Raw genomic sequence first — 17,370 nt, 5'->3', positions numbered from 1 at the left:
GCTTCAGACAAGCCTCCGCAGGGAAAGTTAGCCATGAGTGAAATCGTCAGACGGGCGATAAAAAAAGTTCCAGGATTAATCCTAAATTTACTTAATGATACAAATTAGAGTGAATCTTTACCCCGGAAAGTTGTCTCGTGGCGTGAGAGGATGTGCTCACTGGACGCATAATAAACCCCATTGCGTTACCTTCATTAGCGGCATCCACAAGCTCTGCATGTTCTTCTTCTGTCAGATCATCTGTTAACCAACCGATCACCACGCTGTAATTTCCCGTGCGTAAAGCGCGAACCATTGATTCCACTGTATGGCAAGGGGAAAGCTGGTTTATCTGCATCACTTTCGTTAAAGGTAGTCCAGCGGCCTGAACCCATTCACGACTCAGTTTTTGTTTTGGTGTTAACCATAGTTGCCAACGTGATTGCTGGCCGAGTTGCTGCAACAATGGCAAAAGCAGCAGTTGCGTCATCATGGGCTGATCTTCGCGATAGACAACTTCACTAATTAGCCCGGCTGTTGTGTTTTCCGTGGAGACACGCGCAATTTTGTTTGCTGCTGATGAGAACAACGAAGAACGATGTGCATAGCCTGAAGTGTACATAATCAATCCAGCCCCGTGAGTTACTGTATGAATATACAGTACATCCGGTGGCAACAAAGATCAACCCTAATTTCGGAAAGAGCCTCGCAAATTTTGTCGTTGGTGACCTGAAAACTTAAATTAATCTTGCCCCTTGATAATAAGTTGCCTATTTTCGTATTTAACGGATCCGTTAATGTGAATCATTCTTTTATATTATGATTTTAAAAGGAATTTTATGAAAAGCCTCTCTTATAAGCGGATCTATAAGTCACAAGAATACCTGGCTACGCTGGGCACTATTGAATACCGATCATTGTTTGGTAGTTACAGTCTGACCGTTGATGACACGGTATTTGCAATGGTTTCTGATGGCGAGTTGTATCTTCGGGCTTGTGAACAAAGTGCACAATACTGTGTAAAACATCCGCCAGTATGGCTGACATATAAAAAGTGTGGGCGGTTTGTTACCCTCAATTACTACCGGGTCGATGAAAGCCTATGGCGAAATCAACAAAAGCTGGTGCGCCTGTCGAAATATTCTCTGGACGCTGCGCTTAAAGAGAAAAGTACGCGCAATATCCGGCAACGGCTGAAAGATTTACCCAATATGTCTTACCATCTTGAGGCTATTCTTGGGGAAGTGGGGATTAAGGATGTACGGGCGTTACGTATTCTTGGGGCGAAAATGTGTTGGTTGCGACTGCGGCAACAGAACAGTCTGGTGACAGAAAAAATCTTATTTATGCTCGAAGGCGCAATTCTCGGTATTCATGAAGCTGCGCTCCCGGTGGCACGCCGCCAGGAGCTTGCAGAATGGGCAGATTCAATTACGCCGAAACAGGAGTTTCCTGCGGAACTTGAGTAATTCTGCGCTGCAGACGACCAATTTCTGGTAGTAATGCAATCAATAATCCGACTTGCTGTACAACCAGAGGTTCTTTGCTGTCTGCCCGTGGTTCAAGTTGCTGCATCTGTTGTTTCAGGTCAGCTAATGCCTGATTGACGCGTTCTTCATCGGCTGGTTGATGATGTAGCGCGTCATCCACATAGCAGACTGCGTCATCAAGAAACGCCAGAATTTCAGGGTTAGTTAACTGCTCACGGTGTGCGCCGAGGGCAGAAATGTAACTGGTAAACGTATGGTTAAGGCACAGTAACCGGAACGCGTCCTCGCGAATTTGCGGTGTGACATTCGGTTCGCTGGACATATTCGACACCACCGACGCCAGCTCTGCATCACGATTGTGCGCATCGCGACGAGCAATACGATATGCCAGACGGTTATCGCGCCCCTGGTGGTATTGTTCGAGAATAGCATCGAGATAACGGCAGTTAGCATCGGTTGCGCGCTCAAGCATTCGGGGCAGATTACGAAACCGCCAGTCTGGCCAGATGTAACTTACCGCAGCCCATGCAATGGCACATCCGATCAGCGTATCGATTACGCGAGGCAATGCCACTTCAAAACCTTCACCCAGCAAGTTAAAGCACAGTAGCACCAGAAGCGTAATGAACATTGTTGCATGAGCGTATTGCACGTTACGGAAGGCAAAAAAGAGAACACCGGTAATGACCAGCAGCACCAGTTGCCCTTCCAGTGACGGCACAAACCACAGCACAGGAATGCCAATCGCAATACCCACCAGCGTACCAATAATCCTTAACTTCAGGCGGTGGCGCGTGGCGTTATAGTTTGGCTGGCAGACAAATAAACTTGTCAGCAAGATCCAATACCCGTGATGCATCCCGGTTATCTGAATGATGGCGTAGCCGAAGCACAAGACCAGTGACATTCTTACCGCATGACGGAAGAGGGCGGATTCCGGCGTGAAGTGACGGCTAAGACGCAGCCAGATATCGCTCAACCCGTGCGGGCTGTCATCTGCGAGTTCATTTTCGTCATTATTATGGGGCAGCGCCTGAGCCTGTTCTGATTCAATTGTTGCCAGTTGGGCATCAATGGCGCGTAAATTGTTCAGCAAAAATCCCAGTGTTTTGAGTAAATCGGCGGGTGCGCCGTTATCGCGCATTCGCTCCAGCGCAGCATCAATATGCGTAAAAGCGCGATCAAAATGTGGATCGTGTTGATAAGGCTGACGCAGCAAAATACAGCGTGACAGTTGCTGGCAGGCCTGTCCCTGCATTGACATCAGTCGCTGGAAACGGAACAGCACGTCACTGTGGCGAAAATGTTCCCGCAACGTTTGATACTGAATATGGGAAGAGCTGGCACGCTCGTGGATATCCTGCGCCACAAAGTAGTAATGCAATGTGCGACGTGTTCCCCGCTGACCACGATCGCCGCGTAAGCGAGTCAGCAACGAGAGTTTCGTCTGATTCAGTGTCGCCATCAGTTGCCCGTTGGCGAGAGCCAAATCGTACAGCGGTGCCTGGCTTTCATCCTCTATATCAGGATCGAACATGCGTGATTTCAGTTCCAGATAACGCGCCAGTTGTTCATAGCAACGCGCCAGATTGTCCTGCAATGGGCGGACAGGGAACAGTAGGTGACCGATAAGCGTCAGGACGTTGTACCAGACGGCACCGGCAAGCAGATACATCGGCTGCTGATACCAGTGCTCATACAGAGACGTTCCCAGCATGGTGTAGATAGCGATCAGCAACGCGCCAAAAGCGATTGTTGCATAGCGTTGACCCAGACCGCCGAGCAAAATGAAACCGCTGGTGGAGAGCGTTAAGCCAATGGCAAACAGCCAGGGCCAGGGAAACAGCAATTCTACCGAGGCCGAGGCGATAAAAAAGCAGAATAGCGTAATGATAAGGTTACGCAGACGCCCAGCCAGTCGGTCGTCGAGATCGGTCAGCGCCGCTGCCACCATCCCCAGGGTCAGCGGAATCGTCAGTTTTACATCACCCAGCCACCACGGAAATGCAGTAGTACCACAAAGCGCAATAAAAATACGCGCGTAATACAGCCAGGCGCTGTTCCAGGTATAGCGTTTGAGCAAAGGACTTAGCATAAAAGCCATAATGTTAGATTATTCAAAACGACGTCGCGCATTGGCTTCACGCGCAGCACGAGCTGTTTCCACAGAAACTACGCGGCGACCGACTGGCCACAGTGCAATAGCGGCAATTTTAAAATTCGCAATGCCAACCGGAATGCCAATGATGGAAATGCATTGTGCGATACCTGTCGCAATGTGCATCAGGCATAACCACCAGCCAAAGAAAATCAGCCAGAAAATATTCAGTACCGTACCGCCAGTATTCAGCAGCACATTTTTACCTGCCGGATTCAGTTCATCGACATGAATGGCCTCATTGCCATAAGGCACCAGAGACAGTTTGGTGATCTCCCAGCAGGATCGTGTCAGCGGTAAGGTAAAAATCAGCACAATACTGACCAGGGTCGCCAACAGCCAGCCCAGAGTGGTGGCAAATCCGCCAAGCACAAAGTTCAGAATGTTCAAAACGGTACGCATAAAACCTCGCTTTACTGTGGTTTTCAGTAATGGGCGGCAATTGTAACGTTTTTTTGGGCTGGAGCACGTTTTCTCTGACGGTTACACTGATAAGAAATAACATCGTGTGGATCTACAGAGTCATGGAACTGAAAGCGACAACTCTTGGCAAACGTCTGGCACAGCACCCTTACGATCGGGCGGTGATCCTCAATGCCGGGATAAAAGTCTCCGGCGATCGTCACGAATATCTCATTCCTTTCAATCAATTACTGGCGTTTCACTGTAAACGCGGTCTGGTATGGGGTGAGCTGGAATTTGTACTGTCTGATGAAAAAGTAGTGCGTCTGCACGGCACCGAATGGGGTGAGACGCAGCGTTTTCACCGTCATCTTGATGCTCTCTGGCGGCGCTGGAGCGAAGAGATGAGCGAAATTGCGGCTGGTGTATTACAGCAGCAATTGGATCTTATTGCCGCGCGCACCAACGATAATAAATGGCTGACGCGGGAGCAAACTTCTGGCGTGCAGCAACAAATCCGCCAGGCTTTGTCGGCGTTGCCGTTGCCGGTCAATCGACTGGAAGAATTCGATAACTGCCGTGAGGCGTGGCGCAAATGTCAGGCCTGGTTGAAAGATATTGAAGGCGCTCGGTTGCAGCATAATCAGGCGTATACCGAAGCCATGCTTAACGAGTATGCGGATTTTTTCCGTCAGGTTGAATCTTCACCACTTAATCCGGCACAGGCTCGGGCAGTCGTTAATGGCGAACATTCCCTGTTAGTGCTGGCAGGCGCAGGAAGCGGTAAAACGTCGGTGCTGGTAGCGCGTGCAGGCTGGTTGCTGGCGCGTGGTGAAGCGTCCCCTGAGCAAATTTTATTGCTGGCGTTTGGTCGCAAAGCCGCTGAAGAGATGGACGAGCGTATTCGCGAACGGCTGCATACCGAAGACATTACCGCACGCACGTTTCATTCACTGGCGCTGCATATTATTCAGCAATGTAGCAAAAAAGTACCCACAGTCAGCAAACTGGAAAATGACACCGCTGCCCGGCATGAACTCTTTATTGCTGAGTGGCGTAAGCAATGCAGCGAAAAGAAAGCGCAGGCGAAGGGTTGGCGGCAATGGCTGACGGAAGAAATGCAGTGGTCAGTGCCAGAAGGTAACTTCTGGGATGATGAAAAATTACAGCGTCGTCTTGCCTCACGCCTCGATCGCTGGGTAAGTCTGATGCGGATGCACGGCGGTGCACAGGCAGAAATGATTGCCAGCGCGCCCGAAGAGATTCGCGATCTGTTCAGTAAACGTATCAAGTTGATGGCCCCGTTATTAAAAGCCTGGAAAGGTGCGCTGAAGGCAGAAAACGCCGTCGATTTTTCGGGCCTTATTCACCAGGCGATTGTGATTCTGGAGAAAGGTCGCTTTATCAGCCCGTGGAAACATATTCTGGTTGATGAATTTCAGGATATCTCGCCGCAGCGCGCAACGTTGTTAGCGGCATTACGCAAGCAAAACAGCCAGACGACGTTGTTTGCCGTTGGCGATGACTGGCAGGCGATTTACCGCTTCAGTGGCGCGCAAATGTCGCTCACCACGGCTTTCCATGAAAACTTTGGTGAAGGCGATCGCTGTGATTTAGACACGACTTACCGTTTTAACAGTCGTATCGGTGAGGTGGCAAACCGGTTTATTCAGCAGAACCCAAGTCAGTTGAAAAAGCCGCTAAATAGCTTAACCAATGGAGACAAAAAAGCCGTCACGTTATTGGATGAGAGCCAGCTTGACGCTTTGCTGGATAAGCTCTCTGGTTATGCCAAACCGGAAGAGCGCATTCTGGTTCTGGCGCGTTATCACCACATGAGGCCTGCCAGCCTGGAAAAAGCGGCAACACGCTGGCCGAAGTTGCAAATCGATTTTATGACTATTCATGCCAGCAAAGGGCAACAGGCGGATTACGTGATTATTGTTGGCTTGCAGGAGGGGAGTGATGGCTTCCCGGCCGTGGCACGTGAGTCGATTATGGAAGAGGCGCTACTGCCGCCGGCTGAGGATTTCCCGGACGCCGAAGAACGACGGTTAATGTACGTTGCGTTGACCCGCGCACGACATCGGGTATGGGTGCTGTTCAACAAAAACAATCCTTCACCCTTTGTGGAAATATTGAAAAATCTGGATGTGCCGGTGGCGAGAAAACCGTAAGAAACAGGTGGCGTTTGCCACCTGTGCAATATTATTTCAGGCGATCCGCGAGATAACGCTGATAATCGGGGATCAGGATATCTACCGCGTCGTTGAAATGCGGCGACTGGATAATGAAATCAGCCGTTGCCACGTTGGTGGCGACCGGAATGTTCCACACCGTCGCCAGACGCAGCAACGCTTTTACGTCAGGATCGTGCGGCACGGCATTTAGTGGGTCCCAGAAAAAAATCAGCACATCAATTTTCCCTTCCGAAATCAATGCGCCCACCTGCTGGTCACCGCCCATTGGGCCGCTCAACATGGCGTTAACATTCATACCGGTAGCGCGGGAAATTAAGTTACCCGTGGTGCCCGTTGCATAAAGTTCGTGCTGTTCCAGTAATGGTTGATGCCGTTCCACCCAGCTCATGAGCATTTGTTTACAGTGATCGTGTGCCACCAGCGCAATATGTTTCCGCGCTGGTAAAGTGCGAGTCGTCAGTTCCATAATTTACATCCATAGTTAACTTTCCTACAGATTACTGTAAGCACTTATCGCTGCAAGATAAAGACCGAAAAAGCCTGCGCACAGGCACAAAAATCTCAGGAAGATGGTTGTTTTTCCGCCCATTGCAGGAAGTTATTGCGCGTTTGCGGATCTGCCAGTTTAAACCAATACTTCAGCCGTTGTTCAGTGAGCACCTGGGACTGTGGCGGAATAGCATCCAGTTCGGAAACACCAGAAAGCAGTGTACTGTCATCTGCCATCATGGTGGCAAATTGCGGTAGAGAAGCGCGTTTCGCGGATTTGTTATAACGCTCGACCTCGACTTCATAATCAATCGTTTTTGCGGTTGAAGTAATAGCCAGAATATCCAGCTTTACCGGAATCGGCGTCGCATCGCCATCTAACAATTCAAGGCGCGGCGTTGTGTCGAAATGGTTGGCTTCCCGTTCATTCTCCAGGCGTGGCAGGCGAAAGTTCACCTGGCTAATGAGCTGTGTATTAAAACTGACGACCAGCGGCGGAGAGATATAAAGCCGTTCTTCACTACTGGAAAGATGGATAGTTTTCTCGACGCGAAACACTAACTGATGCGGTCCATTATCCAGTTCAATGCTGTCCGCACCGCGCAGCAAAGAGCTTGAAACCTTCTTGCCGTCGAGTACCAGAAGATCAATATCGCTGGACAGCCGTAGCGTGGTGGCAAAAACGGATACCGGCAAACATAATGCAATCAAGGTGGTCAAAATGCCGGTTTTCATAGATAGCTCCTGTCTAATGACCGCCTGAATAATAATGTATCAAAATTTTTCTTTAATCATACTTACTAACATATAGACATGTTTTCCGCTTTTGCTCTCATTCATTCGTATTAGCTGCATGGTTGGTATGTTGGGATTGTCGTACACTTTGATAAATAGTCTGGAGGAAATGATGAAAGAGACCGATATTGCAGCCATTTTAACGTCCACTCATACCATTGCGCTGGTAGGGGCAAGTGATAAACCCGACCGTCCAAGTTATCGCGTGATGAAATACTTGCTTGATCAGGGCTATCACGTCATCCCGGTCTCACCTAAAGTCGCCGGTAAAACGCTGCTGGGTCAGCAGGGCTACGGCACGCTGGCAGAAGTTCCGGAAAAAGTCGATATGGTCGATGTTTTCCGTAATTCAGAAGCCGCGTGGGGCGTGGCGCAGGAAGCTATCGCCATTGGGGCAAAAACCTTATGGATGCAGCTAGGAGTGATTAATGAGCAAGCGGCAGTACTGGCACGTGATGCCGGGTTACAGGTAGTTATGGATCGCTGTCCGGCAATTGAGATCCCTCGCCTGGGGCTGGCTAAATAAAAAATACCCGGAAGGTTTTTGCCTTCCGGGTATTTGTATGGGGATTAGTTACGCAGACGCGGCGCCTGGAGTTGTTTGCGGATGGTCTGCGCCAGCTCATCCATAGATGGCTGTTCAGGATGTTCATCCTGCAATTCGCTACTTAGCTGGGCTTCAGCCAGGTAGGTATGAACCGGTAGGCCGTTGTCATCCTCCATCACCACGTGATACCACGGAGCGGCGCGAAGCTCATCGTTCACCGCCAGCTCATCAGGCGACGGTTCAGAGAGCGAATAAACCGGGTCGATATCCACGACCACTCCGAGATAACCTAACAGGGAATGGCGGACCTGCTGGCCGATACCGAATTTGCTGGCAATCATAGTCACCTCCCGGGAAATCTTCACCTTTGATATAAGGGTAAAATTCCACATTTCAAGTTACATGACGCGACAGGCAAACCCTTTCAGATATAGCCCTTCCGGGTAGGTAGCGATCACCGGATGATCGGCTGCCTGACGGAACTGCTCTATAAATTGTATATCACGACCGGCATCAATTGCGGCATCCGCGATGATTTTCTGAAATAAATCGCTGGTCATCAGGCCTGAACAGGAGAACGTCAGGAGAACACCGCCCTCATTCAGCAACTGAATCGCCAGCATGTTGATGTCTTTATAGCCACGGCAGGCGCCCATCAACTGGCTTTTGTTCTCAACAAACTTCGGCGGGTCCATTACGATAACGTCAAATTTTTCCCCGCGATCGCGATAAGTACGCAGCAATTTAAAGACGTCATCACGCACGAACTCTGCCTTGCTCAGATCCAGTTTGTTCAGCTCAACGTTCTGCCGTGCAATATCCAGTGCTTCCTGGGAGGTATCGACGCTGACAACATGGCTGCAACCGCCCATTAATGCCGATACTGCGAAACCACCGGTATAGGAGAAACAGTTCAGTACGCGTTTATTTTCAACGTAGCGGCGCGTTGCCAGTCGGCTGTCGCGCTGATCCAGGTAGTAGCCTGTTTTGTGTCCGTGTTGAATGTCCACCAGCAGTTTCATGCCGTGTTCTTCAATCGACAGCAGGGCAGGTGGCAGTTCGCCAGTGACTGGCCCCTGGGTCAGCTCCATTCCTTCTTTTTTACGTACTGCGACGTCGCTGCGATCGTAAATCGCACATTCCGGGTATAGCGTTTGTAGGGCGCTGATCAATGCCGCGCGCTGATACTCTGCGCCAGCACTCAGCAGTTGCAGCACCAGAAAATTACCGAAACGATCGATAGTTATACCCGGCAGGCCATCAGACTCACCGGCAATTAAACGATAGCTATCGAGGCCATCTTTTTTCGCCAGCCAGTCGCGCCACTTTTGCGCCTGTTGTAAGCGTCGGGTGAAAAAGGCAATGTCGATGGATTCCGAGGGATCGAAAGTCCAGACGCGAGCACGGATTTGCGAAGCCGGCGAATAAGCGCCGCGTGCTAACCATTTTCCCTGATGATCAACAATATCGATGGTTTCACCGAGGCTGGCTTTACCTTCCATACGGGCAACGGCTCCGGAAAAGACCCACGGATGGCGACGAAGTAATGATTTTTCGCGCCCTTTGGCTAACACTAAACGTACACTCATAATTTACTATTCTGTCGATGCAAAGAAATGGGCGCCATTGTCCGGAGTTTTCCATGGATTTGCAACGCAGCTATAAGGATAAGGAGAGCGGTAATGTCGAAAGTATGCATAATTGCCTGGGTCTATGGGCGAGTTCAGGGGGTAGGCTTTCGCTATACCACGCAGTATGAAGCGAAAAAACTGGGATTAACCGGCTATGCCAAAAACCTTGACGATGGCAGCGTGGAAGTGGTCGCGTGTGGTGAAGAAGGACAGGTGGAAAAATTAATGCAGTGGTTAAAGAGTGGCGGCCCGCGTTCTGCGCGTGTGGAACGGGTACTTAGCGAGCCGCATCATCCCTCGGGGGAATTAACTGATTTTCGTATCCGTTAAATACATTTTACTGGTTTTGGCAGGCCAGCAATTTTGGTGGCTTGCTTTGCCGGGCCTTTGGGGAACAGTCGGTATAAATAGCGGCTGTTACCTTTTTCTTCGCCAAACTTATTCGCCATCGCTTTTACCAGCATACGAATCGCTGGAGAAGTATTGAATTCCAGATAGAAATCACGCACAAAACGCACCACTTCCCAGTGTTCTGGCGACAGCGTAATTCCTTCGTTCTCTGCAATCACCACCGCCAGCGGTTCACTCCACTGGCTGCTTTCTTTGAGATAGCCTTCGGTATCCGTTTCTATCTCTTTACCTTCGAAGATCAGCATAATTTTTTACTACCTTAATCAGACTGGCGGCAGTGTAACAAAAAACAAAGCCCCGCATAAAGCGAGGCTCTGTAAGTGGCATAGGGCGAGATTAATCGCGGCTGGCGAAGCCCAGAATGCTCAACAGGCTAACGAAGATGTTGTACAGCGACACATACAGGCTAACCGTGGCACGAATGTAGTTCGTTTCACCGCCATGAATGATGTTGCTGGTTTCAAACAGAATCGCGCCAGAAGAGATCAGAATGAATACCGCACTGATTGCCAGATGCAGAGCAGGTAGCTGCAGGAAGATATTCGCTACCATTCCAATCAATACCACCACAATACCTGCCATCAGCATACCGCCGAGGAAAGACATGTCTTTGCGGGTAGTCAGCACATACGCAGAGCAGCAGAAGAACACTAATGCTGTGCCGCCCAGCGCCATAGCGATTACGTCGCCCATTCCGGCAGACAGGTAAGTGTTCAGAATTGGTCCGAGGATATAACCGAGAAAACCGGTAAAGGCGAACGCGGAGATAATCCCGGTCGGCTTATTCGCCGTTTTATAGGTCAGGAACATTAAACCATACATCCCCACCAGCGTCAGAATCAGACCCGGAGATGGCAGCATCAGAACTGTACTGGCCGTTGCGGTAATCGCCGAAAAGGCCAGCGTCAGGCTCAGCAGGAAATAGGTATTACGCAGCACCTTATGGGTGCTAAGTAGCGATGTACGGTCATGTGAAGAACTAACTATACGATCCATGGAGTCACTCTCTATGACAGGTGTAATTAATAAAGCAGCATAATGATATTGCCGAAAGCTACCCAGAGGTTTTACCCATCTTTACGCATTTGATCTGGAACAGATTTAGCAAAGACAGAGTAAGCCATTGGGGATGACATAACGGCATGGCGATTTTGACAGGTAAAAGAAAAAGGGGTTAGCATTTAGCTAACCCCTTATCTTATTTGGCGGAAGCGCAGAGATTCGAACTCTGGAACCCTTTCGGGTCGCCGGTTTTCAAGACCGGTGCCTTCAACCGCTCGGCCACACTTCCGGAATGACGCGAACTATAAACATCCCGATGCGTCGTGTAAACCCCCAATGTGTTTGTTTGCCTGAAAAACAGACAAAATCGTGTTGATTGCGTGAAATAACAGCAATTTGCATATTCCATCGCCATAAAAATCGCTTCATAACCTTCCTGCGGTAAACCTTAAGGAAAATAAGGTTCATTTTTATCGTTAAAAGATAAATCCACACACTCTGTATTGTTTTGTGCAAAAGTTTCACTACGCTTTATTAACAATACTTTCTGGCGACGTGCGCCAGTGCAGAAGGATGAGCTTTCGTTTTCTGTCTCTCTCGTGAAGCGATGGTTTGCCTTGCTCCAGGGACGTCGCTTGCCGACCAAAAGCGCCCGGCACTCCAGCCGGTGTCGCAAGGAGAAGAGACGTGCTATATGAATAACGAGGAAACCTTTTACCAGGCTATGCGACGTCAGGGGGTTACCCGGCGAAGTTTTCTTAAATATTGCAGTCTGGCTGCCACGTCGCTGGGATTAGGCGCGGGGATGGCACCAAAGATTGCCTGGGCGCTGGAGAATAAACCGCGCATTCCAGTGGTGTGGATCCACGGTCTTGAATGCACCTGCTGTACCGAATCTTTTATCCGTTCTGCTCATCCGCTGGCGAAGGATGTCATTCTTTCCCTTATTTCTCTCGACTACGACGATACTCTGATGGCTGCCGCAGGCACTCAGGCAGAGGAAGTCTTTGAAGACATTATCACGCAATACAACGGCAAATATATCCTCGCAGTAGAAGGTAACCCGCCGCTGGGCGAGCAGGGGATGTTCTGTATCAGTAGCGGTCGACCGTTTATTGAGAAACTCAAACGTGCAGCTGCCGGAGCCAGTGCAATTATTGCCTGGGGCACCTGTGCGTCCTGGGGCTGTGTGCAAGCCGCGCGACCTAATCCAACGCAGGCAACGCCTATCGACAAAGTTATTACCGACAAACCCATTATCAAAGTACCTGGCTGCCCGCCGATCCCGGATGTGATGAGCGCCATTATTACTTACATGGTGACGTTCGATCGCCTGCCGGATGTCGACAGAATGGGGCGTCCGTTGATGTTCTATGGTCAGCGTATTCACGATAAATGCTATCGCCGCGCCCACTTTGATGCCGGAGAGTTCGTGCAGAGTTGGGATGATGACGCCGCGCGTAAAGGTTACTGCCTGTACAAAATGGGCTGCAAAGGGCCAACCACTTATAACGCCTGTTCCTCTACCCGCTGGAATGATGGGGTCTCCTTCCCGATTCAGTCTGGTCACGGCTGCCTGGGCTGTTCTGAAAATGGTTTCTGGGATCGCGGTTCGTTCTATAGCCGCGTGGTCGATATTCCGCAGATGGGAACGCACTCTACCGCCGATACCGTGGGCTTAACCGCACTTGGCGTCGTGGCAGCGGCTGTTGGTGTACATGCAGTCGCCAGCGCCGTTGACCAGCGCAGACGTCATAACCAGCAACTTGCAGAAGCCGAACAACAGCCGGGCAACGAGGATAAACAGGCATGAGCACTCAGTACGAAACTCAGGGATATACCATCAATAATGCCGGACGTCGCCTGGTGGTCGATCCGATTACGCGCATCGAAGGTCATATGCGCTGCGAAGTGAATATTAACGATCAGAATGTGATCACCAATGCAGTTTCCTGCGGCACTATGTTTCGCGGGCTGGAGATCATCCTGCAAGGCCGCGATCCGCGCGATGCGTGGGCGTTCGTTGAACGTATCTGCGGCGTCTGCACTGGCGTACACGCTCTGGCTTCGGTCTATGCAATTGAGGATGCCATAGGCATTAAAGTGCCGGACAACGCCAATATCATCCGCAACATTATGCTGGCGACCCTCTGGTGCCACGACCATCTGGTCCACTTCTATCAGCTCGCCGGGATGGACTGGATAGATGTGTTAGATGCGCTGAAAGCCGACCCACGGAAAACGTCAGAACTGGCGCAAAGCCTCTCCTCGTGGCCGAAATCATCCCCTGGCTATTTCTTCGACGTACAAAACCGACTGAAGAAATTTGTTGAAGGCGGGCAGTTGGGGATTTTCCGCAACGGCTACTGGGGGCACCCGCAGTACAAACTGCCGCCGGAAGCCAACCTGATGGGCTTTGCTCATTATCTCGAAGCCCTCGATTTCCAACGGGAGATCGTCAAAATTCACGCCGTTTTTGGTGGTAAAAACCCACATCCGAACTGGATTGTCGGCGGGATGCCGTGCGCCATTAACATTGACGAAAGCGGCGCGGTCGGGGCGGTCAATATGGAACGCCTGAACCTGGTGCAGTCGATTATCACCCGCACGGCGGATTTTATTAACAACGTGATGATCCCCGACGCCTTAGCCATCGGTCAGTTCAACAAACCGTGGAGCGAAATCGGCACTGGTCTTTCTGATAAATGTGTCCTCAGCTACGGCGCATTCCCGGATATTGCCAACGACTTTGGCGAGAAAAGTCTGCTGATGCCTGGCGGCGCGGTGATTAACGGCGACTTCAACAATGTGCTGCCAGTGGATTTGGTTGATCCGCAGCAGGTGCAGGAGTTTGTCGACCACGCCTGGTATCGTTATCCCAACGATCAGGTCGGGCGTCATCCCTTCGATGGCATTACCGATCCGTGGTACAACCCTGGCGATGTTAAAGGCAGCGATACCAACATTCAGCAGCTGAATGAACAGGAACGCTACTCGTGGATCAAAGCGCCACGCTGGCGCGGTCATGCGATGGAAGTGGGGCCGCTGGCGCGCACGTTAATCGCCTACCACAAAGGTGATGCAGCGACCGTTGAGTCGGTCGATCGCATGATGTCGGCGCTGAACCTGCCGCTTTCCGGTATCCAGTCAACGTTAGGCCGCATTCTGTGCCGCGCGCACGAAGCGCAGTGGGCCGCAGGCAAGTTGCAATATTTCTTCGACAAGCTGATGACCAACCTGAAAAACGGCAATCTTGCCACTGCCTCTACCGAAAAATGGGAGCCTGCGACCTGGCCGAAAGAGTGCCGTGGCGTCGGTTTTACCGAAGCACCGCGCGGGGCGTTAGGTCACTGGGCCGCCATTCGCGATGGCAAGATTGATCTCTACCAGTGCGTGGTGCCGACCACCTGGAACGCCAGCCCGCGCGATCCCAAAGGGCAGATTGGTGCTTATGAAGCGGCGCTGATGAACACCAAAATGGCGATCCCCGAGCAACCGCTGGAGATCCTTCGTACTCTGCACAGCTTTGACCCGTGCCTCGCCTGTTCAACACACGTGCTGGGCGACGACGGTAGCGAGCTTATCTCCGTGCAGGTGCGTTAACAGCGAAGGAGAATCATCATGCAACAGAAAAGCGACAACGTTGTCAGCCATTATGTCTTTGAAGCACCTGTGCGGATATGGCACTGGCTGACGGTGTTATGCATGGCGGTGTTGATGGTCACCGGTTACTTTATCGGCAAGCCGCTGCCTTCGGTCAGCGGCGAGGCGACGTATCTGTTCTATATGGGCTACATCAGGTTAATTCACTTCAGCGCAGGGATGATTTTTACCGTGATATTGCTGATGCGGATTTACTGGGCGTTCGTTGGTAATCGCTATTCACGCGAGCTTTTCATCGTACCGGTATGGCGTAAAAGCTGGTGGCTGGGTGTGTGGTATGAAATCCGCTGGTATCTGTTTCTGGCAAAACGCCCGAGTGCCGATATTGGTCATAACCCCATCGCCCAGGCGGCGATGTTCGGCTATTTCCTGATGTCTGTCTTTATGATCGTCACCGGTTTTGCGCTGTTCAGCGAACACAGTCAGTACGCTATCTTCACACCGTTTCGTTACGTGGTGGAATTTTTCTACTGGACGGGTGGCAACTCGCTGGACATTCACAGCTGGCATCGGTTGGGCATGTGGTTGATTGGCGCTTTTGTGATCGGTCATGTCTATATGGCGCAGCGTGAAGACATTATGTCCGACGACACGGTGATCTCCACGATGGTGAACGGCTACCGCAGCCACAAGTTTTTTAAAGTCAAAAGCAACAAGGAGCGTTCATGAGCGAGCAGCGCGTGGTGGTGATGGGGCTGGGCAACCTGCTGTGGGCCGATGAAGGTTTCGGCGTGCGGGTGGCGGAACGGCTATATGCCCATTATCACTGGCCCGAAAACGTGGAGATTGTCGATGGCGGCACTCAGGGGCTGAATTTGCTGGGCTACGTTGAAAGCGCCAGCCACTTGTTGATCCTCGATGCCATTGATTATGGGCTGGAGCCAGGAACGCTACGGACGTATGCCGGAGAGCGCATTCCGGCATACCTCAGCGCGAAGAAAATGAGTCTGCACCAGAACAGTTTCTCCGAAGTGCTGGCGCTGGCGGATATTCGTGGGCATTTGCCTGCACAAATCGCCCTGGTCGGGCTGCAACCGGCAATGCTCGACGACTACGGCGGCAGCCTGAGCGAGCTGGCGTGTGAACAACTGCCAGCAGCAGAACAGTTGGCGCTGGCGCAACTGGCTGAGTGGGGAATAGTGCCGCATCTGGCAGAGGAATCACGCTGTCTCAACTATGACTGTCTGTCGATGGAAAATTATGAAGGCGTTCGCTTACGCCAGTACCGGATGACGCTGGAGGAGCAGGGATGATCAATGACTCTCCTTTTAATGCGTTGTGGCAGCGTATGCTGGCGCGTGGATGGACACCTGTCACAGAATCCAGCCTTGATGACTGGCTATCGCAGGCACCAGACGGCGTAGTGCTGTTAAGCAGCGATCCGAAACGCACGCCGGAGGTCAGCGATAATCCGGTAATGATTGGCGAATTACTGCGCGAATTTCCAGACTATGTTTGGCAGGTGGCGGTAGCCGATCTTGCACAGAGCGAAGCCATCGGCGATCGCTTTGGTGTTTTTCGCTTTCCCGCCACACTGGTGTTTACCGGCGGTAGCTATCGCGGCGTGCTGAATGGTATTCACCCGTGGGCGGAGCTGATAAACCTGATGCGTGGGCTTGTCGAACCGCAACAGGAGCGAGCCTCATGAGTGACACTTTTTTCCATTTGCTGGGGCCAGGAACGCAACCTGACGACGACAGTTTCAGTATGAATCCGCTGCCGATCACCTGCCAGGTGAATGATGAACCGAGCATGGCGGCACTGGAACAGTGTGCACATAGCCCGCAGGTGATTGTGCTGTTAAACGAACTGCAACAACAGCTAAGTCAACGTATCCCCCCTTTGGGCGAGGTGCTGGCAGTCGATCTGTTCAATCTCAACGCTTACGATCGCCACTTTATCAATACGCTTCTCGGGGAAGGGGAAGTGTCAGTTCGCATCCAACATGTTGATGGCAGTGAAAGTGAAATTCAGGAGGCGATCTTCTGCGGATTATGGCGAGTGCGCAGACGTTGCGGCGAACAGTTGCTGGAGGACAAACTGGAGGCTGGCTGCGCGCCGCTGGCATTGTGGCAGGCGGCAACGCAAAACGTCTTGCCGACAGATTCGCTGTTACCGCCGCCCATTGATGGTCTGATGAATGGCCTACCGTTGGCTCATGAAATACTGGCACATGTATGTAATCCTGACGCGCAGCCGCACAGCATTAATCTGACGCAATTGCCCATCAGCGAGGCTGACCGACTTTTTCTCTCGCGCCTTTGCGGGGCGGGGAATATTCAGATTCGCACTATTGGCTATGGCGAGAGCTATATCAACGCCACCGGGTTACGCCATGTCTGGCATTTACGCTGCACGGACACCCTAAAAGGCCCGCTGCTTGAGAGTTATGAAATCTGCCCTATACCGGAAGTTGTGCTGGCAGCGCCGGAAGATTTGGCGGATTCTGCGCAGCGGTTGGGCGAGGTGTGCCAGTGGCTGGTGGAAAACGAGCAACAGTGAAAACGGCGGCAAATGTCGCTTTCAGTCTTATGAATATCGCAATCAGCGAATACAACCACCTACAAACTGTAAGGGTAAAAAGGGAGATCTACTATTAAAG

The 17,370-nt window shown here is 51.3% G+C and carries 19 protein-coding genes and 1 tRNA gene; 10 read left to right on the top strand and 10 right to left on the bottom strand.

Going from position 1 to position 17,370, the window contains the following annotated elements:
- Window positions 1–91: 91 nt before the first annotated feature.
- On the bottom strand, window positions 92–601 hold the full coding sequence (sulA, locus tag BEG40_RS04060; protein WP_000288696.1) for an SOS-induced cell division inhibitor SulA: 510 nt from the start codon (window positions 599–601) through the stop codon (window positions 92–94).
- Window positions 602–818: 217 nt separating this feature from the next.
- Here sulA and sxy point away from each other — a divergent pair, with 217 nt between their 5' ends.
- The gene (gene sxy / locus BEG40_RS04055) at window positions 819–1,448 is read left to right on the top strand and encodes a CRP-S regulon transcriptional coactivator Sxy (protein ID WP_000839140.1); all 630 of its coding nucleotides are present in this window, start codon (window positions 819–821) and stop codon (window positions 1,446–1,448) included.
- Here sxy and yccS read toward each other — a convergent pair.
- Together yccS and BEG40_RS04045 are read right to left on the bottom strand one after the other, a co-directional pair.
- Window positions 1,411–3,573, bottom strand: a complete 2,163-nt coding sequence (gene yccS, locus BEG40_RS04050) for a YccS family putative transporter (protein ID WP_000875031.1) — start codon at window positions 3,571–3,573, stop codon at window positions 1,411–1,413. The genes sxy and yccS overlap by 38 nt on opposite strands.
- A 9-nt stretch (window positions 3,574–3,582) precedes the next feature.
- Complete coding sequence (locus BEG40_RS04045; RefSeq protein WP_001261238.1) at window positions 3,583–4,029, bottom strand: YccF domain-containing protein; 447 nt, start codon at window positions 4,027–4,029, stop codon at window positions 3,583–3,585.
- 122 nt (window positions 4,030–4,151) lie between these two features.
- On the opposite strand from BEG40_RS04045, the gene helD reads away from it, so the two are divergent.
- Window positions 4,152–6,206 (top strand): DNA helicase IV, encoded by a 2,055-nt coding sequence (gene helD, locus BEG40_RS04040; protein WP_105284925.1) that lies wholly within the window; start codon window positions 4,152–4,154, stop codon window positions 6,204–6,206.
- A gap of 31 nt (window positions 6,207–6,237) precedes the next feature.
- Here helD and mgsA read toward each other — a convergent pair whose 3' ends face one another.
- Window positions 6,238–6,696: a methylglyoxal synthase gene (mgsA, locus tag BEG40_RS04035; protein WP_000424179.1), complete on the bottom strand. Its 459-nt coding sequence runs from the start codon at window positions 6,694–6,696 to the stop codon at window positions 6,238–6,240.
- 95 nt (window positions 6,697–6,791) lie between these two features.
- On the bottom strand, window positions 6,792–7,454 hold the full coding sequence (locus BEG40_RS04030) for a DUF2057 family protein (protein ID WP_000847775.1): 663 nt from the start codon (window positions 7,452–7,454) through the stop codon (window positions 6,792–6,794).
- A 172-nt stretch (window positions 7,455–7,626) separates the two neighbouring features.
- On the opposite strand from BEG40_RS04030, the gene BEG40_RS04025 reads away from it, so the two are divergent.
- Window positions 7,627–8,040: a CoA-binding protein gene (locus BEG40_RS04025; protein WP_010348869.1), complete on the top strand. Its 414-nt coding sequence runs from the start codon at window positions 7,627–7,629 to the stop codon at window positions 8,038–8,040.
- A gap of 44 nt (window positions 8,041–8,084) precedes the next feature.
- Here BEG40_RS04025 and hspQ read toward each other — a convergent pair whose 3' ends face one another.
- Entirely contained in the window at window positions 8,085–8,402 is a 318-nt protein-coding gene (gene hspQ, locus BEG40_RS04020) for a heat shock protein HspQ (protein WP_001295356.1), read from the bottom strand.
- 57 nt (window positions 8,403–8,459) lie between these two features.
- A complete protein-coding gene (gene rlmI / locus BEG40_RS04015; protein WP_105284924.1) occupies window positions 8,460–9,650 on the bottom strand; it encodes a 23S rRNA (cytosine(1962)-C(5))-methyltransferase RlmI in 1,191 nt (396 codons plus the stop codon).
- Window positions 9,651–9,743: 93 nt separating this feature from the next.
- On the opposite strand from rlmI, the gene yccX reads away from it, so the two are divergent.
- Window positions 9,744–10,022, top strand: coding sequence for an acylphosphatase (gene yccX, locus BEG40_RS04010; protein WP_000048236.1), 279 nt, complete (start codon window positions 9,744–9,746; stop codon window positions 10,020–10,022).
- On the opposite strand, the gene tusE is transcribed toward yccX, so the two are convergent.
- The 3 genes from tusE to BEG40_RS03995 form a co-directional block, all read right to left on the bottom strand.
- Window positions 10,019–10,348, bottom strand: coding sequence for a sulfurtransferase TusE (tusE, locus tag BEG40_RS04005; RefSeq protein ID WP_000904443.1), 330 nt, complete (start codon window positions 10,346–10,348; stop codon window positions 10,019–10,021). The genes yccX and tusE overlap by 4 nt on opposite strands.
- 91 nt (window positions 10,349–10,439) lie before the next feature.
- Window positions 10,440–11,099, bottom strand: coding sequence for an FtsH protease modulator YccA (yccA, locus tag BEG40_RS04000; protein WP_000375136.1), 660 nt, complete (start codon window positions 11,097–11,099; stop codon window positions 10,440–10,442).
- A gap of 207 nt (window positions 11,100–11,306) precedes the next feature.
- A tRNA-Ser gene (locus BEG40_RS03995) sits at window positions 11,307–11,394 on the bottom strand.
- Window positions 11,395–11,799: 405 nt separating this feature from the next.
- Here BEG40_RS03995 and hyaA point away from each other — a divergent pair.
- The 6 genes from hyaA to BEG40_RS03960 are packed head-to-tail and all read left to right on the top strand — an operon-like array spanning window position 11,800 to window position 17,270.
- Window positions 11,800–12,918, top strand: a complete 1,119-nt coding sequence (gene hyaA / locus BEG40_RS03985; protein WP_010344442.1) for a hydrogenase 1 small subunit — start codon at window positions 11,800–11,802, stop codon at window positions 12,916–12,918.
- A complete protein-coding gene (hyaB, locus tag BEG40_RS03980; RefSeq protein WP_000107374.1) occupies window positions 12,915–14,708 on the top strand; it encodes a Ni/Fe-hydrogenase large subunit in 1,794 nt (597 codons plus the stop codon). Before hyaA ends, hyaB begins: the two co-directional genes overlap by 4 nt.
- Window positions 14,709–14,726: 18 nt before the next feature.
- Complete coding sequence (hyaC, locus tag BEG40_RS03975; protein ID WP_105284923.1) at window positions 14,727–15,437, top strand: Ni/Fe-hydrogenase b-type cytochrome subunit; 711 nt, start codon at window positions 14,727–14,729, stop codon at window positions 15,435–15,437.
- Window positions 15,434–16,021, top strand: a complete 588-nt coding sequence (gene hyaD, locus BEG40_RS03970) for a hydrogenase 1 maturation protease (protein ID WP_105284922.1) — start codon at window positions 15,434–15,436, stop codon at window positions 16,019–16,021. Before hyaC ends, hyaD begins: the two co-directional genes overlap by 4 nt.
- Entirely contained in the window at window positions 16,018–16,416 is a 399-nt protein-coding gene (gene hyaE, locus BEG40_RS03965) for a hydrogenase-1 operon protein HyaE (protein ID WP_000606444.1), read from the top strand. The genes hyaD and hyaE overlap by 4 nt, the downstream gene beginning before the upstream one ends.
- On the top strand, window positions 16,413–17,270 hold the full coding sequence (locus tag BEG40_RS03960) for a hydrogenase expression/formation protein (RefSeq protein WP_105284921.1): 858 nt from the start codon (window positions 16,413–16,415) through the stop codon (window positions 17,268–17,270). The genes hyaE and BEG40_RS03960 overlap by 4 nt, the downstream gene beginning before the upstream one ends.
- Window positions 17,271–17,370: the final 100 nt, after the last annotated feature.

This window comes from Escherichia sp. MOD1-EC5495 (genome assembly GCF_002965965.1).
In the GTDB taxonomy this organism is placed as follows: Bacteria; Pseudomonadota; Gammaproteobacteria; order Enterobacterales; family Enterobacteriaceae; genus Escherichia; species Escherichia ruysiae.
This window is presented reverse-complemented; position numbering and strand designations above follow the sequence as displayed.